Below are 25,185 nucleotides of genomic sequence, written 5' to 3'. Positions count from 1 at the left end.
CGGCGTGCGGACAGCGGGTGCCCCGGCCGTGGCAGGCACGCCCGGGTCAGAGCTGCCCGCGCAGCCGGGACCAGGCCAGCACCACGTGCACCCGGTCGGAGAAGCCGAGTTTGCCGAGGATGTTGGAGACGTGGACCTTCACCGTGTGCCGGCTGATGGTCAGGCGCCGGGCGATGTCGTCGTTGGCGAGGCCTTCGGCGATGAGTTCGCAGACCTCGCGTTCCCGTGGCGAGAGGCCGTGGATCGCCGGCAACAGCCGCTGGTCCTCGGCGGTCGGCATGGCCGGGCGGAAAGCGGCGATCATCCGGGCGGTCGCCTCGGGCGCGAGCACGGCCTGACCGGAGGCGACGATGCGGATGCCGTCGCGCAGCCGCTCGCTGGGCGCGTCCTTGAGCAGGAAGCCGCCCGCGCCCGCCTGGAGCGCGGCGTAGACGTAGGCGTCGAGGTCGTAGGTGGTCAGGACGAGGACCTTGGTCCGGCCGGCGATCCGCCGCGTGGCCTCGATCCCGTCCAGCACGGGCATCCGGATGTCCATCAGCACGACGTCCGGGGCGTGCTGGTCGACGGCGGTCACCGCTTGCCGGCCGTCGGCCGCGACGCCGACCACGGACAGGTCCGGCGCCGCGTCGATGATCTTCGCCAGGGCTTCCCGGAGAAGCTGCTCGTCGTCGCAGACCACTACCCGGAGCACGGCACGGACCTCACCGGCAGCACCGCGCGCACCTCGAACCCGCCGTCGGCACGCGGTCCCGCGGCGAGCGTGCCCCCGACGAGGGAGACGCGTTCCCTCATGCCGATCAAGCCCATGCCCGTGCCGCGATCCGGCGTTGTCACCGACTTCCCGTTGCCGACGACGACGGACAGGTGGTCCGCGGTGAACGAGAGGGACACGGTGGTCGCGACCGAGCCGGCGTGCTTGACCACGTTGGTCAGGGCTTCCTGGATCACGCGGTACGCCGCGTGCTCGATGCTGACGTCCAGCGGGCCCGCGGTCCCGGACCGGACGAGGCTGATCCGCGCGCCGGGGATGCTCTCGACCAGCGAGTCGAGCTGGGCCAGACCGGGCGGCACGAGCAGCGGGTCGTGGTCGGCGGCGGACGCGTTCGTGCGCAGCACACCGAGCAGCCGGCGCAACTCCGCGAGGGAGTTGCGGCCGGTCTGCGCGACCCTGGCCAGGGTTTCCCGTGCCTCGTCGGGCGATCCGGTCTCCGCGGCGGCCGTCGCGTCGAGCACCATCGTGGTCACCGAGTGGTTCAGGATGTCGTGCAACTCCCTGGCCAGCAGCGCGCGTTCGCGCTCGGCCGCCCGCTGCTCGGTCTCGGCGCGCTCGGATTCGAGTTCGTCGATGCGGGTGCGCTGCCGGGCGCCCAGCCGTCCGCTCATCGAGAACCCCACGAACATCAGCGCCACCGACGTGACCCCGGCCAGCGCGAAACCGGGCGCCGCGCCGCCGCTGACGCTCAACACCAGCCCGATGGTCAGCAGGGTCAGGCCGATCACCAGCCCGATCCGGTGCTGGAGGGGCTTTCCCCACGCGCCGAGGGCCCACGCCGCCGCGAGGAACCCGACGAGCATCTCCGAGCCGATCACGACGAGCGTGGTCTCCAGGCCGATCACGACCAGGAGGACGGTCAACGGGAAGCGGCGGCACCACGCGAGCGCGAAGGTCTGCGCCGCCGCCACCACGAGCAGGGCCCAGACGTGGCGCTCGCGCGGTTCGTTGAAGATGGTGAGCGACGAGACCATCAGCGGCAGCAGAACCAGCAGGCCATCGCTCAGCCGTTCCGAGCGCCCCGGCCGTTCCAGGCGACTCAGCCGTTCCAGCCGAGCACGGCTTGCCTGCGGACCCGCCACCACCTGCGCGCCAGCACCACCAGAGCCACCGCCCACGGCGCCATGCCGACCGCCCAGCTCGCCGCCATCGGCGGTCCGGGCGTCGGTCCCGCCGCGATCGGCAACGTGCCGGTCGCGACCCCGTCCGCCCCGTGCACGGTGAACTCGAAGCGCCACAAGCCCTCCTCGGGTAGTGCCACGACGTCCAGCCCCCACGCGTGCCGCGCCTGCGGGTGCCGTTGCAGCTCCATGTCCGCGTCGCCGTCGAGACCGACGATGCCCAGCGCCTCCGGTTTCCCGGACGGCGCGATCGCCCGCACGGTGCCGGAGCGCCCCTCGATGCCACCCTCCGGCTCGAACGTGAAGTCTAGCGACCGCCCGGCTTTGACGGGCCAGTCCGTGAACGACGCGCTCAACGTGCTGTGCCCCAGCGGAACGCGCTCGCTGTGCACGATCGTCAGCGACTCCACCCGCGCGGTCGCGACAGGGGTGGCCATCAGCACCACCGAGGCGGCAACGCCGATCCCGAGCAGGAACCTCATGCCGCCACCGCCTCACGCGGGCTGAGCCGCCGCATCAGCGCCGCGCACTGCCAGCCGAACCGGCCCGCGAGCGCTCCGAACGCCGTCATGACCAGGACGCTCCACAGCGGGTTCGACCCGGTTTCGTCGAGGAAGATCCGGGGCAGCGCGGCCACGAGCCCGACGAACGCGCCCAACGCCGCCATCGTGGCGCTGGGGGACAGGTTCCGGCGCCGGGCCAGTTCGACCGAGCCGGCCGCGATCAGCGCGGTGACCGGGTAGGCGATCGGCATGGCCAAGGCGACCAGCGGCACGCCCAGCGCGTTGTCCCGGATCGGCTGGCCGATGCCGTCCGCGTACAGCTCGGTGGCCAGCGGGGGGAAGAAGAAGCTGGCGGCATGGACCGCGATGAACGCCAGCCCGAGGGCGAGTACCCACCGCGCGGCGCGGGTGATCCCGGTGATGGCGCACAGCGTCCACGCCGACACGGCAGCCAGCGCGATGACACTCAGTTTGACGCCGAAGACGGAACCGTCGAGCACGATCGCGCCGGAGGCGACGCTGAACGCCCCGGCCGCGACCAGTCCCCACCGACCGGACATCGTCGTCCGCAGCGCCGCGAACGCCATGATCACCCCGACCGACTGGACGTGCATGGCCAACTGGAGGCTGAGGTGCGACGGGGTGCTCTCCAGGACGTCGAACCCGTAGACGGTGTGCCACCACAGGTCGATCGCGCCGTAGACCAGGTGCCCGGCCGCGCCGAGCCCGGCGACCAGGAACGCGACCGGGGCGCGGAGCCCCAGCACCCGCACCGCCGGCCCGGCCGCGGCCTGCCGGCTGGTCAGCACCACGACGAGGCTGGTCAGGCCGATCAGGGCGGTGCCGAAGTAGAACATCAGGTGTGGCGCGGTGAAGAACGTGTCCGGACCGACGTCGACGTGCCACTGGCCGTCCCACGCCACGCCCAGCCACAGCGAGCAGAACCCGGTCAGCAGCAGCCAAGCGCCGACCACTTGTCGTCTGGGTACCATCGGAACTCCTATTTCACAGTGATGTCGAACGTCACGACCCGGCTGTCGGCCCGGACGGACAGCTCCCACCGGCCGGTCATCGGGAACAGCTCGCCGGAGGCTCGGAACGAACCCGGTTCTTCGGGTGTGGCAATGATTTCGGGGGTCAGGTGCCCCATGGCCGGCATCGTGGCGAACAGCGACACCGCCTGTGCGGAAACCTCGACCCGGGCGGTGACGCTGCCGGTGCCCGCCTTGTCGAGCTGCACGGTGACACCGGAGTGGCTGAGCCGCACCGGTTCCGCGTCCGGTGACGTCGTGAGCGACAGCACGGCGACGACGGCCACCGCGACCGCGATCACCCAGAGGACGGGCCGCTTCACCGCGTGACCTCGATCAGGTAGGGGACCGTCACGATCTCGAAGTCCCTGGCGTACTGCACCCACGCGAAGTACTGCCCGGGTCTGGGGAAGCTGACCGTGAAGCGCAGTTCGGGGCCGTGCGCGGTGACGGTTCCGTCCGATGTGGACGCCATGCCGCCCTGCTCGTGGACGTGGCCCAGGAAGGCGCCCGCACGGTCACGGGTGATCAGGTGGCCGGCCATGCCGAGCCACGACTGGAGGCCGGTGTCGCCGGTGTCGACCTCGATCATGACCGGCCGCCCGGCGGGGAACGTCCAGGCGACGGTGTGCGCCAAGTCGGGCCCACCGGGCCCACTGACGTCGAACCGCCCGGAGACGAGCTGCCCGCCCGCGTCGGTCCGTTCGAACTCGGCGTGTGCCAGGTACGAACCGGCCCGGTCCGCCGTCAGCCGGGCTTCGAGGCGGCCTCGTTCCGTCCTCAGTGGATGGACGTGCCGGAAGAACCCGCCGTCCCCACTGGTGACGACGAGGTGCGCCAGAGCCGCGTGGTGCACCGCGAGGTCGTCGGCCGGCTGACCGGTCGCGCCGTCGACGAGGTCGAACCGCACCGTGAACTCCTCGCCCACGGCAGGCTGGGCCGGCGTGACGCTCAGGAAGGCCTGGGCATTGGGCCGGCCGAGGTCACGCTGCTCGTCTCCGAGTTCCGGCGACACCACGGCAACCGTGGCCGCGACGATCACGACGGCCACCCCGAGACCGCCCAGCGCCACGGCCGCCGACCGCCGCGCCCGGGCCCCCGCGACGATCCCGGCCGCGAGCAAGAGCCCGGTCGCCCCGAAACCGCCGTACACCACCATTTCCCACGTCGCCGGCCGAGGGGTCTGCACCCGGAACGGCAGCACCGAGAACTCGGCGGCGGCCTTGAGGTGCAGCTCGTGCGGACCGGTGTCCCGAACCTGGAGCACAGCCGGATAAGTGCCGGGCCGGCCACGCAGAAGCCGGACCGTCCCGGCACTCCCACCCACCGCAAGGCCGATGACGAGATCGGGAACCGGTTGGTGCGCAACGAGATCGACATACAACGGCCCGGGAACCTCCGGCGTGCCCCTGATGACGACCGTCACCTCGGCTCCCGCGATGGTCTGCGCGAGCCGGAGGTCGGCCCCGGCGCTGACCACATGCGCCGACGCGGGTCTCGCGACCAGGATCAGCAGCACCGAAATGCCCAGCACCAGACGAATGAACACGCCACCGAGCGTAGGAAGCAGCCATCGCCGCCGCATACGGCCCGAGCAGTGTCTTGACTAGTGCCGGAGAACTACTTCTGATCATCGGGCCTGCGGCCGAACGTCCTGCGATCAGTCGGCACGCCCTGAACGCACTCGGGGCATCAGCCCGGCAACGTGTCGTGGTAAGGGTCGCTGTGAGCGAGGGCGATCGGCGCGGTGTCGGTGGGTGCCCATTCGGCAAGGGACGGGCCGTCGATCGGTGACCTCGACGGCCCGGTCACGTTCGGCTTGGCGCAACGCCTCACCACGGCGTACGTGCAGCGAGATCGACAATCCCACCACGCCGGTTGCCGGCAGCCCCGCAGCGATGACCGCGGACAACCCCTCGCTGCGGTCCCGGGTGTTCGAACAGCGCACGCAGCCGATAGCTCCCGCCGAGTGGGTCCGGACGGGTCGGCGGTAACCCCGCCACACCGGCATACGATGATCAGTGCGTGCACGCAACAGACGACACGGGAGCCGTGCTCAACGCGGAGTTCAAGATCGAGCCGGACGGCGACCTGCTCGCGTTGGTCATGAGCAGCGCAAGCGGCAGGTCCTCCGGGTACCCGGAGGGACGCAATCCCCAGTACAACCGCACCCTTGAGCTGCTTCTCCGGCGGCTTCGCGATCGTGGAGCCTCACTGGAAGGCGGGATCGTCGACTCCAGCAGGGTCCAGGGCCTGCCCGAGGAGCAGCGCACGATCCTGGAGACGCCGGTCGTGCTGGCGGACTTGCCGGACATCGATCAATTTCGCCGGAAGCTGAGCCGTGCCCAGGGGAGGATCGGCAAGACTCCGGACGGCAACGCCACCAAGCAGATCCGGCTCAGGTTGCGGGTGCCCGGATACGGCGCCGACGATGCGGATCGCTTGGCCGCGGACCTGTCGCAGCCCGTCCAGCAGCCCACCGGCGGTGCGGAACTGCCTGTTGCAACCCGGGAACTGGCCGACCGGTTGCACTTCGACCTGCCCTGGTTGGAGAAGGTCGTCAAGCTGTTGCAGCTCCGCAAGCAGGTGGTGCTGTACGGGCCGCCCGGCACCGGGAAGACCCACCTGGCACGGGAGCTGGCACGTCACATCGCCGATCCGGGCGCGACCCGATTAGTGCAGTTCCACCCGTCGTACGCCTACGAAGACTTCTTCGAGGGCTTCCGGCCTCGGTTCAACGGTGAGACAGCAGCCTTCGACCTGGTGCCCGGTCCGCTGCGCCGGCTGGCAGCCGACGCCGAGGCGGACCAGGAACGGCCTCACGTCCTGATCATCGACGAGATCAACCGGGCGAACCTGCCGAAGGTCTTCGGAGAGCTGTACTTCCTGCTGGAGTACCGCGATGAGGCGATCGACCTCCAGTACTCGCCCGGCGACCGGTTCAAGCTGCCCGCGAACATCTTCGTCATCGGTACGATGAACACCGCCGACCGTTCGATCGCCCTGGTGGACGCAGCCATGCGGCGCCGGTTCGCCTTCGTCGAACTCCACCCGGACCACCCCCCGGTGCGCGATGTGCTGTCGCGGTGGGCCGAGGCACACGGCAAGGACGACGAGCGTGTCTCCCTCCTCGCCAAGCTCAACCGGGCGATCGGCGATCACGAGTTCAAGATCGGTCCTTCCTACCTGATGAAGCCGGACGCGGACCACGGGCTGGACCTCGTGTGGGAGCACTCGATCCTGCCGCTGCTGGAGGAGCACTTCTACGAGCGCATGTCCCGTCAGCGGGTGCACGACACCTTCGGCCTCGACGCCATCCGCAACCTGCCGTGATCGTCCTCGACGAGAACACCCGCACGGGCAAGACCGTGTCGCTCACCGTCGCACAGGTAGCCTACCTGCGAGGGTGCGGGCTGGTCGATGTCCGGTCGGCCGGCGCGGCCTTCACGCTGGTGCCCAGAGCCAAGCGGGTCGGCGCCGTGCACGCCTACGGACTCGACGTCGTGGTGACGCCGAAGGTCAGCATCCCGCGCTTGCTGTTCATGCTCGGGTACGCGATGAACCCGGGCTTCCGCCCGGAAAACGTCGAGGGAGCGGAAGCAGACGGACTGTGGGCGGTCGTCGCGGAAACCCTGTGCCGCAACGTCGAACGCGCTCTCACCCGCGGTGTGCTCCTCGGCTACACCACCGAGCACACGACGAGCACGGTGATCCGCGGGCGGGTCCGGGTCGGCGACCAGATCACCAGGCGGCCCGGTCGCATGATGCCGATGGAGATCACGCATGACGAGTTCACGGTCGACATCCCCGAGAACCGCCTGCTGCGGGCCGCGGTCAGCCGGATGCTCACGGTTCCCCGCGTGGACGCAGCCATCCGGACCCGCCTGCACCACCTGCTCAACCGGTTCACCGGCGTGTCACCGCTGGCGCAGGGAACGCCCTTGCCGCGGTGGCGTCCGCACCGGCTCAACGCCCCCTACCACCCCGCACTGCGGATCGCGGAACTGGTGCTGGACACGCTTTCGTTCGAGGTGGGGGACGACGGCCTGTCGATCGCCTCGTTCGTCGTCAACATGGAGAAGGTCTTCGAGGACTTCGTGACCGCCGCCCTGACCGAGGCGTGGAGTTCCGGCCCCGGTCGAACCGAACGGCAGTTCCCGGCCAAGCTCGACGCAGGCGGCGCGATCTCGATGAACATCGACGTCGTGCACCTGGTGGACGGCGCGCCCCGGTTCATCGTGGACGCGAAGTACAAGCTCGAAAGCAAGTCCGGTCGGTACCCGAACACGGACCTCTACCAAGTGCTCGCCTACTGCACCGCGCTGAGCGTCGACCGCGCCTGGCTCGTCTACGCAGGCGACACCGCCGGCGTCACACCGCACCAGGTCCTCAACTCACCGGTCACGGTCACCCAGTACGCGCTGGACCTCGGCGTGCCGCCGCAGGACCTGATCGCTCAGGTCGAGAGACTGGCACGTTCTGCGTGGACCTGAGCCGGCCTGTGACCCGTGCCCGGTCGCGGCGATGACCTCGCGGTCGGGTCGACCGCGAGGTCATCGGGTTCAGCGGTGGTCACCCTCCGGGGAGGGCGGCTGCCGTCACTGGTATTGGTAGATGGCGCTGTGGTCCAGCATGTTGCGTGGTGTGGTGGTCCACGGGTTCATCGCCTCGTCGATGTCCACCACGTCCGTCGTCCCGGCGGTCGGCAGGTAGGTCAGGCCGGGGTTCCGGGCCTGCCACTGCGACCACAGGCGGTCGACGTTGCAGTGGTGCAGCCAGAAGACCGGGTCGTTCGGCGAGCCCGCGCCGGCCATCGTGCCGCTTACCCAGTTGTGCACCCGGTTGTGCACGTTCGGACCGCGGAAGCCCTCCAGGTAGTTGCGGAAGCTGTTGGTCGACGTGCTGTTCCACGGCGACGTGTCGTAGGTCGTGAGCCCCAGCACCGACGACACCTCGCTCGCCGCGGGCAGTCGCAGCCCACCGGTGCCGAAGCTCCGGCGCAGGTAGTTCGCCGAGTCGCTGCGCACGTTCAGCGTCCACCTGCCGGTCGACTGGGCGAACGGGCCGGCGTTGACCCGCCAGTTGGCCGTGGAGGTTCCGTTGGGGCCCATGAAGTCGTTCGACCACAGCGTGGAGGTGCTGCCCGCGGTCGTCCAGTCCCAGTACGGGAGGGTGACCGACGGGTCGACCTCCTGGAGCGCCAGTTCGAAGTCGATCAGGTACTTGCGGTGCCAGGGCAGGAACGACGGCGACCGGTGGCCGATGCGCGTCGACCAGTCGCTGTCCCCGTTGGCCCGGTCGATGTGCAGGCGCACGAAGAGGTCGTAGCGGCCGTTCTGCTTGAGCGTCAGCAAGGCGTTGACGAGGTTCGACCGCTCGGTGGCGGTCAGGTTCTGCTGGTTCTTGCGGATCCCCATGATCTCCCCCTGTCCGATGCCCGGCTCAATGCCCGTGTGCCAGTTGCGATTCCGGCCGCAGGCCGCCGAGCGTCTCCACCGCGCGCCGAGCGGCGGCGCGGAGGGAGTCGAAGGACTCGTAGTGGTTCACCGACGTCGTGTACGTGCCGTCGCCGTTGCGCATGATGTGCAGCGCGTCGCCGTCCACGGTCGCCTCGCTGCGCGGGTTGTCCCCGTTGGCGATGGCCCACCCCCGGATCCGCCGCCCCTGGTACACCTCGTCGAACTCCTCCAGCGCCATCGCCTGCGCGTCCGAGCCCAGCCCGATCAGGCCGGCCCCGGCGGCCACGGCGACGCCGCCGCCGACCAGACCGCCGACGAGAAATCTTCTTCGGCCGACGGCCTTGTCCGTCCCGTCCTTGTCGACATGCATGTTTGTGCCACCTGTCTGCGTGATGAACGCGACGCGAACAATCCGAAAGCGGGCTCCACCTGCCCCCGGAAGCGCCGCTGTCCCGACGTTATCAGTGGACTTTTCTGTGAAAACGCGGCCAAATAGACGATCTTGTCCGGATAAAGTGTGAAACAGGTGGCGGCGATCACCTTGTCGCCGTCCGGTCTCGTCGGTAAAAGCATTCCGGCCGGTCGTCACCGCCAATTCTGTTACAGCGTTGCGTGACGCGCATCACATATTGCCGGTCGTCGACGGTGTGACCAGTGCTGTCGACTACCTGCGGAAGGAATCCCGCAGGTAGTCGTTAACAGTCGACGCGAGTGGCCTTCAATGCTCGGTAATCCGCTGTTAACGTCGGTTCGGGCACCGACCTGCGATCCCGTCAGGACGAACCCCGGCGCAGCCCGCCACGTTCGCCGGAAGACCAGCGCCGAAACAATCGGGAGGGAACTGACATGAACAGACGAGTGCGCTTCTTCGCGACCCTTCTCGCGGCCCTTGCGGCCGTTTTCACGGTAGCCGCCGGAACGGCCCAGGCCACCCCGGACCCCGACGTCTTCATCCTCTCCGCACCGCAGGTGGACTGCACGGCGGCCGGTGAGCGCGGAGTGGACGGCGGGGTGTTCGCGGACTACGAGTGCAACCCCATCCTGATCGACTACGGCCTGTTCGTAGAGGGGACGGGCGGCTCGTTCGAGGACGTGTACATCGCCACCCTCGCCGACGAGGAGACGTGTGAGGCCGCCGGCAACAACGGCGTCGCCAATGACATCTGGTCCGACTACCAGTGCGTCATCGGCACCGTCGAGGGGTACCTGCTGCTGGTCTCCAACGACTGATCCGCGGAACGACTGATCCGCAGATCCGGCCGCCCGCCCGACGATGTCGGCAGCGGGCGGCTCCTGCGCGTCTTCGACCGGACCGGGCGGCGCGGTAGGTGCGGGCCGCGGTGGTGTGATCACCCGATATGCAGGGGTGGCACAGCGCGCGGGAGCGCCGGCCCAACCGCAGTTACCCCGTTCGGCGCCGGACACGCACCGTGGCCGGTACATTACCCTCGTGACTGAGGGCGAGGGGCGGCTGATTGTCGGGCGGTACCGCCTGCGCCGGTCGCTCGGTCGGGGCGGGATGGGCATCGTCTGGCTCGCGCACGACGAATACCTGCACCGGGACGTGGCCGTCAAAGAGATCCAGCCGCGCGGCCGGGAGATCAGGGACACCGATCCGGAGGTCCGGCGCACGTTGCGGGAGGCGAGAGCCGCCGCGAAGCTGAGCGAACACCCGGGCGTCATCACGGTGCACGACGTCGTGACCGACGAGCGCGGCCTGCCGTGGATCGTGATGCAGCTACTGTCCGGCCGCTCGCTCGGGGAAGCACTCGACGCCGAGGGCGCGATGCCCGCCAACCGGGTCGCGAAGATCGGTGTCCAGGTGCTGGAGGCCCTCGACTACGCCCACACCAACGGCGTGCTGCACCGGGACGTGAAACCGGGCAACGTCATGCTGGTCGGCGACAAGGTCGTCCTCACCGACTTCGGCATCGCCGTGATCGACGGGGCGTCCGTGCTCACCGCGACCGGGCAGATCCCCGGCGCCCCGGAGTACATCGCGCCGGAACGCATCCTGGGCGAGGAGGCGTTGCCCGCGGCCGACCTGTGGTCGGTGGGGGTCACGCTCTACCGCATGCTCGTCGGCCGGACGCCGTTCCAGCGCTCGGACATCCAGTCCACGCTGGCGGCGGCGTTGTCCCAGGAGCCGGACCCGCACGCGAACATCGGCCGGTTCTGGCCGATCATCCAGGGCCTGCTGCGCAAGAAACCCGCTGAGCGGTGGACCGCGCGGCAGGCCATCGACAAGCTGACCGAGCTGTCGGTGCTGCCCTCGTCGGCCCCGGACGGGACCAGGGTGCGGTTCGAGTTCCCCACCCAGGACGAGAACCCGGGCGGCGCGGTGACGGTCGCCGACGAGACCACGCCCAACACCCGCACCCTGCCGCCGCCGCTCCCGCCGCTGACCAAGCGCGCCGCGCCGGACGACCGGACGCTCGACCCGTTCACGCCGCGCAAGTCCCGCGCGCGGCGCGGCCCGCTGCTCGCGGTCGGTGTCGTGCTCGCGATCGGGGCGGTGGTGGCCACGGTGATCCTCGTCGACCAGTCGCGGGGTGAGCAGGGGCTCGCCTCGCCGACGTCGACCACGCGGCCCTCGTCGGACCCGGCCGCGCAGGTCGCGCTGAAGACCTACCGGGAAGCGCGGCTGAACTTCGAGGTCGGCATCCCGCCGGACTGGCAGCGCTCCTCCTCGGTGGACGGCGCGCTCAGCGACGTCCGCTGGGAAGCCCGCAAGGCCGACCCGAAGGTCGGCCCACTGACCGTGCGGGTGCTGCGGGACACCACCAAACCAGGGGTGTCGGCGCTCGCGTACCTGACGGACGAGGCGAAGGCCCAGCGGGACAGCCGGGCCAACGTCGACTTCCGGCAGGTCCTCCTGACGGACAACGGCCTGTCGGCCGATCTGGAGTACACCCACCGCGAGGCCGCGGGCCCCATGTGGTTCCGCACGAGGGTCTGGGCGGTCTCGCGTGGGGCGACGATCTACACGGTGACGTTCTGGCTGTTCGCCGGCGACGCGTCGGCGCTGGAGGAAGAGTGGCGTGCCGCGCAGCCCCTGATCGCCCGGATTCGCGACAGCCTTCAGTTCAACCCTTGAAACCGCAGGCAACAGGGCCGGGGACCGGTCCCGGACAGCACGGATAGGTTGCCACTGTGACTACCAGGCGCTCGACGTCACGGAAGAGCGGGTCGTACGCCCTGCTGGCGGTCCTGTGCGCCGCGGCACTGGCGGGTGCGCTCATCGGGCCCACCCGCCCCTTGTCGGCCGCGCCGTTCACGACGGCCGGCCACTGGGTCTACAACTCGGTGCTGGGAGCGGTGTTCCACGTCGACGGCGGCACGGCGAACATCGACGCGCACCTGCCGTTGGAGGCCGAGGTCGGCAGCCAGGTCCTGCAAGGCGACACCAGCGGCTTCGTGATCGGTCCGAGCCGGATCACCCAGTTCGACAAGGCGACGCTGTCACCGCGCGGCTCGGTCTCGCCGCCCTCCGACGAGTTCCCGCTGGGCATCGAGGTGGTCGGCGGCCCGTACGCGGTCTACCGCAACGCCGGCAAGATCGTCCGCCTCGGCGACCCCACCGCGACGATCTCGGCGGGTGGCGCCATCGGCAGCCCGGTGGTCACCGACGACGGCACGATGTGGTTGCACCGCACCGGGGTCGGCTCGATCTGCACGGTTGCCAAGGACGCGGTCGAGCTGTCCGGCTGCCCGGTATCCGCGCCCGCGGACCACGCCGGCGCGCTGACTGTGGTGAACGGGCGTCCCTCGTTCGTCGACCTGTTCACCAGCGAGCTGCACACCGTCGACAACGGCACGTTCGGTCCGGGCAAACCGCTGGGCGTCTCGCTGTCGCCGAACTCGCGGCCCGCCACCAGGGACCTGGCGGGCCGGGTGGCGGTCCTCGACCCGGTCCGGCGCAGCCTGCTGCTGGTGGACCCGGACTCGCCGGCGGCGGAGCCGGTCACGATCGCGTTGCCGGCGGGCGACTACGACGGCCCGGTGTCGACCGGTGAAGTGGTCGCCCTGGTGGACCGGCAGCAGGGGACGGTGCTGACGTACGGACCGGACGGCACGCGCCGGGACGAGAAACCGCTCAAGCAGAAGGACGGCCAACCGCGGCTCACGCAGGGTGAGGACGAGCAGATCTACGTCGAGGACGCCGAGGGCACGCAGGTCCTGGTGGTCGCCGAGGACGGCAAGCTCCAGGACGTCGACGTGACCGGCAAGCCCGCCGACACCCCGCAGCCACAGCCGCAGCCGCAGGTTCCCGACCGCGAGACCGACGTGGGCGTCGGCCTGCCGCTCCCGGACACGTCGGACGGGCGGCCGACCCCGACCCCGGACTCGCGCCGGCCGGAACCGCAGCAGACGACCACGCCGCCGCCCCCGCCCCCGCCGCCCCCGGTGCCGGCCGGTCGGCCGGGCGCGCCGCCGTCGGTCATCGCCCAGCCGGGCAACGGTTCCGCGATCGTCACGTGGCAGGCGGCGCCGGACAACCGGGCTCCGATCACGTCGTACCTGGTGTCCTGGCAGGGCGACAGCGGTCGGACCGGGTCCGTCCCGGTCGGCGGCGGAGTGCTCCAGACCACCGTCGGCGGACTGACGAACGGCGAGCGGTACGTCATGACGGTCACCGCGACCAACGAGGTGGGCGCGGGTCCGGGCGCGTCGGCCAACCCGGTCACGCCGGTCGCGCCGGTCTCGCCCGCTGATCGGCCGGTCAACCTGAGGTCCTCGTACGACGTCGACGACCGGCCGACCCGGGACGTCCAGCTCCTCTGGGGACAGCCGGCGCTCAACGGCGGCACGCTGGTGCACTACGTGGTCACCGGGACCGGCCAGGCCAACCGCGAGGTGACCACCACCCAGACCACGTACCCGCAGTTGCGGGCCGACACCGTCTACACGTTCACCGTGCTCGTGGTGACCAGGGCTCCGGACGGTCAGACCCTCGAAAGCGAGCCGGCGTTCGTCACGGTCGAAGACGTGCCCGCCCCGCCCGCCACGGCCGAGATCAAGAAGGGCGGGCCCTCCGAAACGGACAACTGCCATCCGCCGGCGTGTGCCTGGGTGAACGCGACGATGACGGGGCTCGACCCCAACACGACCTACCACCTGAGGCTGAGTTCCAACTCCAACCGCGACGTCCGGACCGAGAGCTTCACCACGGACGCCACCGGGGCCGCGGCCTACAACGAACTGAACTACGACGTGCCCGGCGAGACCGTGTGGGTCACCGTGCTCACCCGCTCCGGCCAGGAAGTCGTCAGCTCCGACCCGATCACTTGGACGTGAACCTTGACCAGCAACGTGACCCAGGCCAGCGAGGTCTACGAACGGATCGCCGCCAACGTGCAGCGGGTGGTGCGGGGCAAGCCGGAGGTCGTGCGGCTGGCCGTGGCCGCGCTGTTCAGCGAAGGGCACCTGCTGTTCGAGGACGTGCCGGGGGTCGGCAAGACCACGCTCGCCCGGTGCCTGGCCCGGAGCATCGGCGGCACCTGGAACCGGATCCAGTTCACGCCCGACCTGCTGCCCGGGGACATCACCGGTGTGCAGGTCTACCACCAGCACGACGAGAAGTTCGTGTTCCACCCCGGCGGTGTGTTCGCCAACGTGGTGCTGGCCGACGAGATCAACCGCGGCACGCCGAAGACCCAGTCGGCGCTGCTCGAAGTCATGTCGGAGCGGCGGGTCACGGTCGACGCGGTGCGGCACGAGGTGCCCAGGCCGTTCCTGGTGATCGCCACGCAGAACCCGATCGAGATGGCGGGCACCTACCGGCTGCCGGAAGCCCAGCTCGACCGGTTCCTGATGCGGCTGCGGATGGGGTACCCGAACCTGGAGGCCGAGGTGATGGTGATCATCAGCGACCGCGCCGGGGTGGACCCCGACGAGCTGCCGCCGGTGGTCGACATCCCGACCCTGCAGACCGCCGTGGCCCAGGTGCGCGGCACCCGCATCGACACCGCCCTGGTCCGGTACGCGGCGACCATCGCGGCCACCACCCGGCAGTACTCGGATGTCCGGTACGGCGCCAGCCCGCGCGGCAGCATCGCGCTCATCCGCGCGGCGCAGGGGATCGCCGCGACCTACGGGCGCGATTTCGTGACGGTCGACGACATCAAGCAGGTGGCGCACCCGGTGCTGGACCACCGCCTGATCCTCACGCCCGACGCCGAGCTGCGGCAGCGCACGGCCGAGGACGTCGTGACGGACCTGCTGGCCAAGATCCCGGTTCCCGTCGTCGGCGCCACGGGGGCCTGACCATGCGGTTGACCCGGCGTGGCGTGGGCACTCTGGTGACCGCGGCGTTGCTGATCACGCTCGGCCTGATCGCCGGCCACCCGCTGCTGCTCGCGCTCGGCGCGATCGCGGTGGGGGCCGTCGTCGCCGCGTTGGCCGTGGCGGGACGGCGGCCCCGGGTGGACGTGATCCGGGAGTTGTTCCGCGACCGGGTGGAACGCGGGGGCAAGGCGGGGATCACGTTGCGCGTCCACAACCCGGGCTCGCGGCGGCAGAGCGGTTTCACCGCGGTGGACCGGGTGGGCGCGTACACCCTGACCGTCGCCGTCCGGTCGCTCGCGGGCGGCGCGGAGCAGTCCTACCTGAACGAACTGCCGACCGAGCAGCGGGGGAAGCACGAAGTGGGGCCGTTGAGCCTGCGCCGGACGGATGCGCTCGGCCTCGGGCAGTCCGAGCTGTTCCTGGGTGACACGACGACGTTGTGGGTCTACCCGCGCACGCACCCGGTCCGCTCCGTCGCCGGCGGCCTTCCGCTGCAGCACCACGACGGCGCGGCCACCGAGACCTCGCCGCGCGGGTCGCTGGACATCCGCGAGGTGCGTGCGTACGTCCCCGGCGACGAAGTGCGCCACCTGCACTGGAAAGCGACGGCGCGGACCGGGCAGCTCATGATCCGGGACTACGCCGACCCGCACCAGCCGCAGTTCACGGTGCTGCTGGACAACCGCCGCGAGATCCCCGCGGAGCCGGAGTTCGAGGAGGCCGTCGAGGTGGCGGCGTCCCTGGTGGTCGCGGCGGCGAAGGAGGAGCACCGCTGCCGGCTGGTCACGTCGAGCGGGATCGACGTCGGCACGACACCCGGATCGGGCGCGGTCCGGCGGTTCCTGGACGAGTTGTGCGTCGTGGAACGGGCGAAGCGGAGCGGGTTGCCGCTCGTGCCCGCGCCGCTGGCGCACGCCGGCGGCGGCATGCTCGTGGTGATCTCGTCCGTCGTCTCGGCTGAGGATTGCTCCGCCCTCGCCGCGGTGCGTCCGAGGTACGTGGATGTCGTCGTGGTGGTGTTGAACGGTCCCGCGCCGCAGATCCCGGGGGTCCGGGTGTTGCGTGCGACGGACGCGTCGGACGCGACGCTGCACTGGCAGACGGTGGTCGCCCGATGAGGGTCCGCGCCTTCTTCGTGCTCGTCGCGGCGGCGGTGCCGGGCCTGCTGTTCGGCCCGGTGTTCGGCCTGTGGTCGCTGGTCGCGCCGATCGCGGCCGTGCTCGTGGCGTCCTACGCGGCCGTCGAGCTGTGCATCCGCGTTCCCGCGCTCCAGCTTGCGCGGCCCGCGCTCGTGCTGGTCCTCGGTCTGTCGGCGTTGACCGAAGTCTCGCTGTTCCACACGACGCTCAACGGCCTGCCGACCGCGACGACCCTGCGCGCGCTGGTCGCGGGCGTCACGGACTCGTGGCAGCTCACCCTGCAGTCGACGTGGCCGGTGCGCCCGGACGCCGAACTGCTGCTGTTCGTGCCGCTGCTCGTGCTCTTCACCGCCATGGTGGGGATCGAGCTGCTGCGCCGGCCCGCGGTCGCCGTGCTGCCGAGCCTCGCGCTGCTCGCGCTGAGCCAGGCTTTCGTCGCCATGTCGGGGATCGCGGCGACCCTCGTCGCGTTCGCCTACGCCGTGGTCGTCGCCGGGCTGTTCGTCGTCCGGCTGCGGTCGGCGATCATCCCGACGATCGCGGTGAGCCTCGTGGCGGGCCTCGCGGTCACGGCGTTCGACCCGGGGCCGAGGTTCTCGTTGCAGCAGACCCAGTCCGCCCACGCGCCGCTGCCCCGCACCGCCAGTCCGCTGAGCAGGGTCGCGGCCCGGCTGTCGAACCCGGACGCGGAGGTCTTCAGCTACACGAGCGACGCCCCGGTCGACCGCTGGCGGCTGGTGGTCCTGGACGGGTTCGACGGCGTCACGTGGACTCCGACGGACCGGTACCGCAGGCTCGGCGAGGAGATCGGGCCGCCGCCGGGGGTGACCGTGCCGACGGCCGCCCAGTCCGCGCGGCTCACCGTGCCCCGCGACGAGCCGTGGGTGCCCAGCCAGGCCATGCCCGCGTCGGTGGACGGCATCGCACCACTGGTCGACCAGGGCACCGGCATGCTGCTGGCGCCCGGCCGCGCCGGGCAGGTGGAGTACGACCTGCGGTGGTGGGAACCGGAGGTCGATCCCGACCGGCTCCGCGACGCCGGGGTCTCGTCCGAGTTCGCGCCCGGCGACCTCGGCATCGTCCCCCCTGGCATCGCGGAGCTGGCGCGGACGGCCACCGGCGGCGCCCGTCCGACCTTCCGCACCGCGCTCGTGCTGGAGCAGTACCTGAGTCGCGAGTACCGGGTCGCGACGGGAGCGGAGCTGCCGACCGGCAGCGGCTGGCCGCAGCTCCGCGAATTCCTGCTGGACACCAAGCGGGGGACCAGCGAGCAGTTCGCCGCGTCGTACGTGGTGCTGGCCCGGAGCGTCGGCATCCCGGCCCGGCTGGCCGTGGGGTACCGCGTGCCGCGGACCGTGGTCGACGGCCGGACGGTCGTGCGGAACCGTGACGTGCTCGCGTGGCCGGAGGTCGCGGTGGCCGGGGTCGGCTGGGTTCCGCTCGACCCCGCCGGCGCGGCGAGCGGCGCGGCCCCGGCCCAGTCCCGGCTGGCGCAGGTCACGGCGCGGGCGCGGGCCGAGCTGCCGCCTCCGGAGCAGCGGTCCGACCCGCCCCTGCCCGCTGCGGAGTCGGTGCCGGAGCAGGGTCCGGACGTCGACTTCCGCGCGCTGGCGGCGTGGGGCGTGGCCGGCCTGCTGGCGCTGCTCGCGCTGGGCGTGATCGCCGTCCCGGTGGCGAAAATCTTCCGGACCTGGCGCCGCAAACGCCTCACCGGGGCCCGTGGTGTGGTCGCCGCCTGGTGGGAAGCCCGCGATCTGCTGCGGGCGCACGGCACGAGGGTCACCCCGGGGATGACGGCCCGGGAGCTGGCGGCGGTGTCCGAGGGGTCCATCGTGGACGATCTGCACCGGTTGGCCGGCCTGCTGGACATGGCGCTGTGGTCGGGAGCGGGCGCGCACGACCGTGACGTGGCCGCGGCGTGGACGGCCGTGCGGGAGATCCGCAGAACGCTCGCGCGACGATCGGCCGGTGCCCGGTTCAAGGCGGGGTTCGCGGTTCGATGAGGTTGCTCGGTAGCGGTCCGGTGGCCGACGTGTACGCCGTCGCGGGGAGCGCGTTGAAGGTGTTCCCCGGCAAGTTCGACCGACGTACTCTCGCCGCGGTCGAGCGTGACCGGGCCAAGCTCGCGAAGCTGTCGGCCGCGGTGCTGCCGGTCGAGCACGTCGAAGTGGTGGACGGCAGGCACGCGCTGCGGATGGAGCTGTGCGCCGAGTCGCTGGCGAGCCGGGTGCGGCGCGACGGACCGCTGCCCCCGGACGAGGTGGCCGCGCTGGGCGGCGCGTTGTCGCGCGCGCTCGTCGCCGCTCACCGGGTCGACGTGCTGCACGGCGGTGTGAGCCCGTCGAACGTCCTGTTCCGCGCCACCGGCGAGCCGGTGCTGGCGGATTTCGGCATCGCCCTGCGGCAGGCGTTCCGGCGGGATCCGTTGTACGGCATCGAATGGGTGTCCCCGGAGACGCTGCGCACCGGCGTGGCCGACGCGCGGACCGACCTCTACGGGCTCGGCGCGGTCCTGCACTTCGCGCTGACCGGCGAATCGCCGCATCCCAGTCGGATCGGGGAGATGACCGGCGAGCGCATCCTGCGGGTGCTCGGCGACCCCGTTCCCGCGATCAGCCGGCCCGACGTCCCGATCGGACTGTCCACGGCGATCGGTCGGCTGCTCGCGCCCGAGGCCGCGAAGCGGACGCTCCTGATGGCCGAGGACGTGTCCGCGGAGAGCCCGCCGCGCAGGTCGTTCTCCTGGTGGCACGTGGCCGCGGCCGGGGTGCTGGCGGCGGTGCTGGTGGCGCTCGTCTTCTGGCCGCGCCGCGAGGGGCAGCCGCCGCCGGCGACCATCGCGCCGGTGATCACCCTCATTCTCGACGAGCCCGTCGACCTGGGCGACCAGGTGTCGCTCACCTGGAGCACGAACGACGACAAGCTCTTCTTCGCGGTCGTGGTGTGGCCCGAGGGGGAGAAGGCCGACACGCTCCTGGCGGAGCACAACCACACGATGAAGGTGCCCGTCGAGGCGGGGCGCAAGTACTGCTTCCTGGTTCGCGGCACCAAAGGGGACCAGGTGGTCGAAAGTCGACCGGTGGGCGTACGAGGTGCTGTCTGTAGCAGGTGAGGAGAGCGGAGTGGACCCGGAACTGCAGCACGCGGGCGGACTGTTGTTGCCCAAGGGGCACGGCAGCCTGTCACTCGGCGTCCCGCGCACGGTCGCGGGCGCGATACACGCACTGGCCCTCGGCGGTGGCTATGCCGTGGGACCGAGGGAGAGCCGGACGGTCTACTTCGGGCGGAACCGCCCGGACGTGCACGTCTGCCTGGGCGAGGACGACCAGCAGGTGAGCCGCAGGCAAGGCGAGCTGACCCACCACCACGGCCGCTGGTGGCTGCGCAACACCGGGCGCAGGCCCATCCGGCTGCCGCGCTCGCAGTGGCTGTTCGCCGACGAGGACCCGATCCCGCTGGGAGCGGGCTACACACCGGTGCACGTCCCGGGCTCCCGCGACCGCGAACACCTGCTGGAGGTCTTCGTCACCGGCCCGGACGGCAGCCAGCCCCGCTCCCGGCACAACGACATCACCGACCCACCGCGCCCGTACCCGCTCAGCGCCGAGGAACGGGTGATGCTCGTCGTGCTCGGCTGGCACTACCTCCTCCGCGAACCCAACCCCAAACCCCTCACCTGGAAGGAGACCGCGCTGCGCCTCGCGGAACTCCAGCCCGAGGTGGGCTGGACCGCCAAGAAGGTCGAGCACCGGGTCGGCATCGTCCGCGACCGCCTGTCCGGCCGGGGCGTGCCCTACCTGACCCGGGAGGAGGTCGGCGAGCCGGTCGGCAACGCCCTCAACGACAACCTGCTCCGGGAACTGGTGCGGTCGACCACGCTCGTGCCCCAGGACCTGTCCTTGCTGGACTGACGTCCGGTCTCGTCCCGCCGCGCCGCGGCCGGGTGGACGGACAGGCCATCTCCGGCCTCGCACTCCTCGCCGCCGCGGAGGCCTCCACCACCGCCGCCACCACCGTCGGCGCTGCTCTGGTGGCGGAATACGCGTGACCGGCTACGCGGCGGGCCCGGCGCGACAGCGGGGGTGCGGTCCCGCCCGGAGGCTTCTGACCAGGCGAACCACGAGCTACTAAAGAGTTGCCAACGCGGCGCGCGGCACTCTTGTGCTCCTCGAACAGCGCACCGGGGAGGGAGCGGTGGCGCTGTCGGGTCTGCCAGGTCTCTCCGAAAGGAACATTGATGAGACGCAAGCGCCTTGTTGTCGCGGCACTCGTGGCGTTCTTGGCCGGTGTTGTCCAGATAGTCGTCGCTCAACCGGTGAGCGCGGGTTCCTCGCACGGCGGCCTGGTCGTCAGCGACCAGGCGATCACAGCGGGCCCGGCGGTCGCGAACGCCGGCAACCGGTTGGGCGTGACCGGTACGAAGGCGCCTCGCGCCACGATGAACGACGTGCCGGACGACCAGGTCGTCTGCAACCTCGACGCATCGCTGCCGGACTGGAGCCCGAGGCCGACGGTCAACTGGACGTTCATCATGCAGTGCGACGGCCGGTGGCTCAGGGGCACGCTGCACATGTACCTGCTCTACAAGTTCAACGAGAGCGACAGTTGGTCGGTCGCCCACAAGAACGAGAACATCCCGCTCAACGGCGGGAACAGTTCGACCCGCGTCATGCAGGGCCTTCCGCACACGCTCGGCACGTGCTTCCCCGCCTTCTGGATCGGGGTGGCCTATGTCGAGGTCACGTTCTACGCCGGGAAGCCCCTCACGGATTCGATCTGGGTGGAAACCGTTCCGGAGAAGTTCCTGAGCTGCTGACCACCCTGATCGGAATGACGTCCTCGGGTCGACCCGCGCGCCCGCGGCCGACCCGAGGACGTCGTGCGATCACCCGCTCCGACTCACGCGTACGTCCAGGCGGTGCAGGACACGGCCTCTTCGCAGAGCCGGAACTGCGCGACCCCGGACGGGACGGACCACTGGTTGCCGATCCCGGCGCAGCCGTTGGCGTCCGTCAGACTGCCGGTGGTGCCGTTGCCGGCGGTCCACTCCACCCACACGAAGTGGTTGTCGCATTCCCCGTCCCGGACGCTGACGGTCTTGTGGTCGGCTGTTACGGCGGCTTTGTCGTCGCCGTGGTGGATGTACTTCTCATGCGCCTGTGCCGCGGGACCGACGAACATCGCAGCAACGGCGGCCGTCGTGATTGCCAGTGCCTTGACCTTGCGTTGCATGATCTGTTCCTCCTACGCCGGACGCTTTCGGTCACGGTCCGAGCGTGGCCGGATGTTCCCGCCCCGGCGTCCCCGTGGTGACGTGTTCCGCATACGCGGAATTGCGTACGTCCGGTACGTCGAGCAGGGGACGCCCGCCGGCGTCCGGAGCCCTACCGTCATTGCGCGGGGGAGGGAACACATGCGGCGATGGTCAGTGGACGCGCGCCGGTGGTGGCCGTTCATCGCCATCGGCCTGGCCACGACGGGGAACAGCCAGCCCGAGGCGGTGCGGGACGCGGACGCGCCGGCCTACGTGCTCGTGGTGGCCGCGGCGCTGACGCTGAGCGCGGGCCGGTCGCCGGTGCTGTGCGTGACGCTGAACGGGGTGGTGGTCACCACCTACCTGATGATCGGCTACCCGTTCGGCCCGATCCTGCTGACGGTGCCCGCCGCGATCCTGCTGCTGGCCAGGCATCGGCCGGCGGGGCAGGCCGCGCTCACCGCGGGTGTGCAGTTCGCCGTTCTCCTCGCGGTGTCCTGGGCCAAGCGGATGCGCGAGCAGCCGGTGGACACGGTCGCGTCCGCCATGCTGTGGCAGACGCTGGTGTGGGGCGCGGTCCTCGCCGCGGCGTTCGCGGTCGGCGTCGCGATCCGCGTCCACCGCGGGGCACCGGTCGGTTCGCGCACCGCGCACGCTCGCCGGATCGCCGCGGACGACCGGCTGCGGATGGCCGAGAACCTGCACGACTCCCTCGGCCACGGGCTCGCGGTCATCACCATGCAGGCGGGCGTGGCGTTGCACGTGTTCGACCGCGACGCGCGGGAAGCCAGGACGGCGATGGAGGCCGTGCGCGCCACCAGCCGCGAGTCCCTGATGAACCTGCGTGCCGCGCTGGAGACGTTGCGGGGCCCCGACGCGGCACCCGCTGCCCACGTGGTGCCGCCACCCGAGCGGCCGGCTGCCGGTCTGGCCGACCTCGACCGGTTGACCGACCGCCTCCGGGCCGGTGCGGTGGACGTCCGGGTGCACATCGATCCCCGCCTCCCGGCGTTGTCGCCGGAGGTCGACGCCGCCGCCTACCGGATCGTGCACGAGTCGCTGACCAACGTGCTACGGCACGCCGGCGCCACGACCGCTCGGGTCCGGATCGACGTTGACGACGGCAGGTTGCTGCTGGAGGTCGTCGACACCGGCCGGACCGCGGGCGGCCCGCCGGTCGGCGCCGGAACCGGCTCGGGCCTCCGTGCGATGAGCGCTCGGGCCGAGGCGGTGGGCGGCGACCTCCGGGCCGGCCCGCGCGCCGGCGGGGGATTCGCGGTGGTGGCGTGGTTGCCGTTGCGAGAGGGGAGTGCGGGTGATCCGGGTCGTCGTGGTCGATGACGAAGCGCTCGTGCGGGGTGGGGTGCGCGCACTGCTGGACTCCGCGCCGGACACCGAACTCGTGGGCGAGGGTGCCGATGGGGACGCCGGCGTCGCGGTGGTCCGGGAAACCGTTCCCGACGTCGTGCTCCTGGATGTCCGGATGCCCGGGACGAGCGGCTTGGCCGCCCTGCGTGCGATCACCGCCGATCCGGCGCTCGTCGCTGTCCGGGTGGTGATGCTGACCGTGTTCGACCTCGACGAGTACGTGTTCGACGCGCTGAGCCACGGCGCCGACGGATTCGTCCTCAAAGATGTCGAACCCGCGGAGATGCTGCGCGCGATCCGTGTCGTCGCCGACGGGCAGTCGGTGCTGTCGCCCGCGGTCACCCGCGGCGTCATCGCCCGGCTCAGCCGCACCGCCGCGGTCCACCCGGAGATCAGGAGGCTGACCCGGCGCGAACGCGAGGTCGCCGGCTGGGCCGCCACGGGCATGTCCAACCACGAGATCGCCGAGCGGCTGTCCGTGAGCAGCGAGACCGTCCGGACCCACATCGGCCGGGCCATGCTCAAACTCCACGCCCGTGACCGCGCGCAGCTCGTGGTCTACGCGATCCAGTCCGGCCTGGGCCCGTCCGCACCGGCGCGGCGTTCCGGTTGAGCGGGCCGCCGATCCGGCCCCGCGTCGCCGGGCTCGGGCCGGTTCGACGCCAAGCGCTTCGACCGGGCCGTCGTCGGCCTGCCGGCCGAGCTGTGCCGCGACCACGCCCCGGCCCCGCCGTCGAACCGCCGGAAAGTCCACTCGACGTCGCGGTCCCGACCCACCGGGGTGGGCCAGGACCGCGACTTGCCCGCTTCCGGGATCGCCGCGCGTGACGCGCGGCGGCCCGGTGGAACTCCTACTGTCAGCAGGACTTCGTGGTGAAGTCGTACTTCGCGTGAATGGCGCCGCGGCTGGCCTCCGCCAGGATGAAGCTCCGCTTCGACCGGTCCGACGTGCCGACGTCGACCCGCAGCTCCGCGTTGATGTTGAGGTTGCGGTCGTCGCCGCACGGCGAGTAGACGATCTCGTCCCGGTCCGGCCGGTAGCTCGTCCGCCACTCGTCGTTCGTCGGGCCGCTGAACGGGTAGTTCAGCGTCGTGCTGGACGTCGAGCCCTGGAAGTAGAAGTTGACCCGGTGCAGGGCCGTCGCACCCGCTTCCAGGTGGGCGAAGCCGTTGTAAGAGGTCCGGGCGAGGCCGTAGGTGTAGCCCGGCGGGAGGCTCACACGGACGTTCAACTGGCAGTTCTTCCGGAAGTCGACCTCACCCGCTCCGCCGCCCGCCTGGGCGAAGAAGGCGCGGTAGGACACGCTGAAGGTGTTGGTGCCGGTCGAGACCTCCGCAGTGCCCGCGGGGCAGCCCGACCCGTTGGCGGTCACCGCCTCGACTCGCATCGGGGGAGCGGGTTCGTCGACATCGTGCGATCCGTTGACCGGAACCAACATCGAAACGGCTAAGAGCGTTGCCGCTGCCGTGGTCAGCATGGGGGAGCCTCTCTGGGTCGTGCTCTCTGGGTGGTGCTCGGTGCGGCGGCAGCACCAGACGGTAGCGGGAGCGCCTGTGCCGAGACTCCGCCGGATAGACGATCCCGTACACGCATGACGTTCAACGGGTTCTTATGCCTCGTGACCTGTCATCGTCGGACGAAGTGCGCAACGCGCCGCCGACCCGCGGTCGATCAGCCGGCCCCAATGTCCGACGCACCGTTTACAAACGCACGCACCCGATGGCATAACCTGCCGTGTGCTCGTTGTGCAACACCGCGAAACGGGCGGGCATCGCGGATGGGAATGTGTTCGGGCCTGCTTACACCCGGTCCGCTGAGCGAAGCCGGAACAGCGTGACGTCGAGCCCGCTGCCGGTGGCACTGCTGGAGATTTCCCTGCCGTCCGAGGTGACGTAGTTCAGCGCGGTCACGTGGTCGTTGGAGAGGAACGCCCCTTCGATCGGGTAACTCCCGCCCGCCTCCTTGATCCCCCTGGACAACTCGTGGGCGAGGTACTGGGCCAAACTGTTGTGGCTGCCGATGCCGCTGCCGCCGATCTCCACGCCGAGCGCCCGGGCGACCTCCGGGTGCGCCTCGTCGAGCTTGATCGCGAGCTGGTAGGCCGTCATGAACGGCCGCCCGAGGTGGTGGCCGTTCGGGTTGACGATCGTGACCGCGGCCAAGGCGTCACGCACCTTCTCCAACACACCGTGCCGACTCCACACACTCATGCCGCCTTCAGCCTCCTGCCGCCGTGCTGCCGTATGGCT

The 25,185-nt window shown here is 70.9% G+C and carries 24 protein-coding genes; 13 read left to right on the top strand and 11 right to left on the bottom strand.

All coding sequences use genetic code 11. The features are described 5' to 3' along the window. Positions 1-46: 46 nt before the first annotated feature. The 6 genes from ACQPZF_RS24535 to ACQPZF_RS24510 all read right to left on the bottom strand — a co-directional run bounded on the left by ACQPZF_RS24535 (position 47) and on the right by ACQPZF_RS24510 (position 4,976). Positions 47-691 carry a response regulator gene (locus tag ACQPZF_RS24535; RefSeq protein WP_433260593.1) on the bottom strand — a complete coding sequence of 215 codons (645 nt, stop codon included), beginning with the start codon at positions 689-691 and terminating at the stop codon, positions 47-49. Then, positions 679-1,746, bottom strand: a complete 1,068-nt coding sequence (locus ACQPZF_RS24530) for a sensor histidine kinase (protein ID WP_433260591.1) — start codon at positions 1,744-1,746, stop codon at positions 679-681. The genes ACQPZF_RS24535 and ACQPZF_RS24530 overlap by 13 nt, the downstream gene beginning before the upstream one ends. A gap of 65 nt (positions 1,747-1,811) precedes the next feature. Next, positions 1,812-2,375 carry a hypothetical protein gene (locus ACQPZF_RS24525; RefSeq protein ID WP_433260589.1) on the bottom strand — a complete coding sequence of 188 codons (564 nt, stop codon included), beginning with the start codon at positions 2,373-2,375 and terminating at the stop codon, positions 1,812-1,814. Next, a complete protein-coding gene (locus tag ACQPZF_RS24520; protein WP_433260587.1) occupies positions 2,372-3,388 on the bottom strand; it encodes a hypothetical protein in 1,017 nt (338 codons plus the stop codon). The genes ACQPZF_RS24525 and ACQPZF_RS24520 overlap by 4 nt, the downstream gene beginning before the upstream one ends. An 8-nt stretch (positions 3,389-3,396) precedes the next feature. After that, positions 3,397-3,750, bottom strand: a complete 354-nt coding sequence (locus ACQPZF_RS24515) for a hypothetical protein (protein ID WP_433260585.1) — start codon at positions 3,748-3,750, stop codon at positions 3,397-3,399. Beyond that, complete coding sequence (locus ACQPZF_RS24510; protein WP_433260583.1) at positions 3,747-4,976, bottom strand: hypothetical protein; 1,230 nt, start codon at positions 4,974-4,976, stop codon at positions 3,747-3,749. Before ACQPZF_RS24510 ends, ACQPZF_RS24515 begins: the two co-directional genes overlap by 4 nt. A 476-nt stretch (positions 4,977-5,452) precedes the next feature. On the opposite strand from ACQPZF_RS24510, the gene ACQPZF_RS24505 reads away from it, so the two are divergent. Together ACQPZF_RS24505 and ACQPZF_RS24500 are read left to right on the top strand one after the other, a co-directional pair. After that, the gene (locus ACQPZF_RS24505; RefSeq protein ID WP_433260581.1) at positions 5,453-6,760 is read left to right on the top strand and encodes an McrB family protein; all 1,308 of its coding nucleotides are present in this window, start codon (positions 5,453-5,455) and stop codon (positions 6,758-6,760) included. After that, on the top strand, positions 6,757-7,920 hold the full coding sequence (locus ACQPZF_RS24500) for an McrC family protein (protein ID WP_433260579.1): 1,164 nt from the start codon (positions 6,757-6,759) through the stop codon (positions 7,918-7,920). The genes ACQPZF_RS24505 and ACQPZF_RS24500 overlap by 4 nt, the downstream gene beginning before the upstream one ends. A gap of 105 nt (positions 7,921-8,025) precedes the next feature. Here ACQPZF_RS24500 and ACQPZF_RS24495 read toward each other — a convergent pair whose 3' ends face one another. Both ACQPZF_RS24495 and ACQPZF_RS24490 read right to left on the bottom strand, forming a co-directional pair. Continuing rightward, positions 8,026-8,844 (bottom strand): tyrosinase family protein, encoded by an 819-nt coding sequence (locus ACQPZF_RS24495; RefSeq protein ID WP_433260577.1) that lies wholly within the window; start codon positions 8,842-8,844, stop codon positions 8,026-8,028. Between the two features lie 25 nt (positions 8,845-8,869). Continuing rightward, on the bottom strand, positions 8,870-9,256 hold the full coding sequence (locus ACQPZF_RS24490) for a tyrosinase family oxidase copper chaperone (protein ID WP_433260575.1): 387 nt from the start codon (positions 9,254-9,256) through the stop codon (positions 8,870-8,872). Between the two features lie 476 nt (positions 9,257-9,732). On the opposite strand from ACQPZF_RS24490, the gene ACQPZF_RS24485 reads away from it, so the two are divergent. The 9 genes from ACQPZF_RS24485 to ACQPZF_RS24445 all read left to right on the top strand — a co-directional run bounded on the left by ACQPZF_RS24485 (position 9,733) and on the right by ACQPZF_RS24445 (position 21,129). After that, positions 9,733-10,116 carry a hypothetical protein gene (locus tag ACQPZF_RS24485; RefSeq protein WP_433260574.1) on the top strand — a complete coding sequence of 128 codons (384 nt, stop codon included), beginning with the start codon at positions 9,733-9,735 and terminating at the stop codon, positions 10,114-10,116. Between the two features lie 220 nt (positions 10,117-10,336). Continuing rightward, positions 10,337-11,983 (top strand): protein kinase domain-containing protein, encoded by a 1,647-nt coding sequence (locus ACQPZF_RS24480; RefSeq protein ID WP_433260572.1) that lies wholly within the window; start codon positions 10,337-10,339, stop codon positions 11,981-11,983. A 56-nt stretch (positions 11,984-12,039) separates the two neighbouring features. Continuing rightward, complete coding sequence (locus tag ACQPZF_RS24475; RefSeq protein ID WP_433260570.1) at positions 12,040-14,184, top strand: fibronectin type III domain-containing protein; 2,145 nt, start codon at positions 12,040-12,042, stop codon at positions 14,182-14,184. A 3-nt stretch (positions 14,185-14,187) separates the two neighbouring features. Then, entirely contained in the window at positions 14,188-15,153 is a 966-nt protein-coding gene (locus ACQPZF_RS24470; protein ID WP_433260568.1) for an AAA family ATPase, read from the top strand. Positions 15,154-15,176: 23 nt separating this feature from the next. After that, positions 15,177-16,292: a DUF58 domain-containing protein gene (locus tag ACQPZF_RS24465; protein WP_433260566.1), complete on the top strand. Its 1,116-nt coding sequence runs from the start codon at positions 15,177-15,179 to the stop codon at positions 16,290-16,292. Further along, complete coding sequence (locus tag ACQPZF_RS24460) at positions 16,289-18,316, top strand: transglutaminaseTgpA domain-containing protein (RefSeq protein ID WP_433260564.1); 2,028 nt, start codon at positions 16,289-16,291, stop codon at positions 18,314-18,316. The genes ACQPZF_RS24465 and ACQPZF_RS24460 overlap by 4 nt, the downstream gene beginning before the upstream one ends. Continuing rightward, positions 18,313-19,425: a serine/threonine-protein kinase gene (locus ACQPZF_RS24455; protein WP_433260562.1), complete on the top strand. Its 1,113-nt coding sequence runs from the start codon at positions 18,313-18,315 to the stop codon at positions 19,423-19,425. Before ACQPZF_RS24460 ends, ACQPZF_RS24455 begins: the two co-directional genes overlap by 4 nt. Positions 19,426-19,435: 10 nt before the next feature. After that, positions 19,436-20,224 (top strand): FHA domain-containing protein, encoded by a 789-nt coding sequence (locus ACQPZF_RS24450; protein WP_433260560.1) that lies wholly within the window; start codon positions 19,436-19,438, stop codon positions 20,222-20,224. 326 nt (positions 20,225-20,550) lie between these two features. Further along, positions 20,551-21,129: a hypothetical protein gene (locus ACQPZF_RS24445; protein ID WP_433260559.1), complete on the top strand. Its 579-nt coding sequence runs from the start codon at positions 20,551-20,553 to the stop codon at positions 21,127-21,129. Between the two features lie 83 nt (positions 21,130-21,212). On the opposite strand, the gene ACQPZF_RS24440 is transcribed toward ACQPZF_RS24445, so the two are convergent. Then, on the bottom strand, positions 21,213-21,545 hold the full coding sequence (locus ACQPZF_RS24440) for a hypothetical protein (protein WP_433260557.1): 333 nt from the start codon (positions 21,543-21,545) through the stop codon (positions 21,213-21,215). A 181-nt stretch (positions 21,546-21,726) separates the two neighbouring features. On the opposite strand from ACQPZF_RS24440, the gene ACQPZF_RS24435 reads away from it, so the two are divergent. Both ACQPZF_RS24435 and ACQPZF_RS24430 read left to right on the top strand, forming a co-directional pair. After that, positions 21,727-22,908 (top strand): sensor histidine kinase, encoded by a 1,182-nt coding sequence (locus ACQPZF_RS24435; RefSeq protein ID WP_433260555.1) that lies wholly within the window; start codon positions 21,727-21,729, stop codon positions 22,906-22,908. Beyond that, positions 22,883-23,548 (top strand): response regulator, encoded by a 666-nt coding sequence (locus ACQPZF_RS24430; protein ID WP_433260553.1) that lies wholly within the window; start codon positions 22,883-22,885, stop codon positions 23,546-23,548. Before ACQPZF_RS24435 ends, ACQPZF_RS24430 begins: the two co-directional genes overlap by 26 nt. Positions 23,549-23,792: 244 nt before the next feature. Here ACQPZF_RS24430 and ACQPZF_RS24425 read toward each other — a convergent pair whose 3' ends face one another. Both ACQPZF_RS24425 and ACQPZF_RS24420 read right to left on the bottom strand, forming a co-directional pair. Next, positions 23,793-24,323, bottom strand: coding sequence for a DUF4360 domain-containing protein (locus tag ACQPZF_RS24425; protein ID WP_433260551.1), 531 nt, complete (start codon positions 24,321-24,323; stop codon positions 23,793-23,795). A 412-nt stretch (positions 24,324-24,735) separates the two neighbouring features. Next, positions 24,736-25,146, bottom strand: a complete 411-nt coding sequence (locus ACQPZF_RS24420) for a hypothetical protein (RefSeq protein WP_433260549.1) — start codon at positions 25,144-25,146, stop codon at positions 24,736-24,738. Between the last annotated feature and the right edge of the window lie 39 nt (positions 25,147-25,185).

It is taken from the genome of Actinosynnema sp. CS-041913, assembly GCF_050942485.1.
In the GTDB taxonomy this organism is placed as follows: domain Bacteria; phylum Actinomycetota; class Actinomycetes; order Mycobacteriales; family Pseudonocardiaceae; genus Actinosynnema.
Note: the sequence above shows the minus strand (reverse complement) of the source record. Positions and strands in the feature narration are given on the sequence as shown.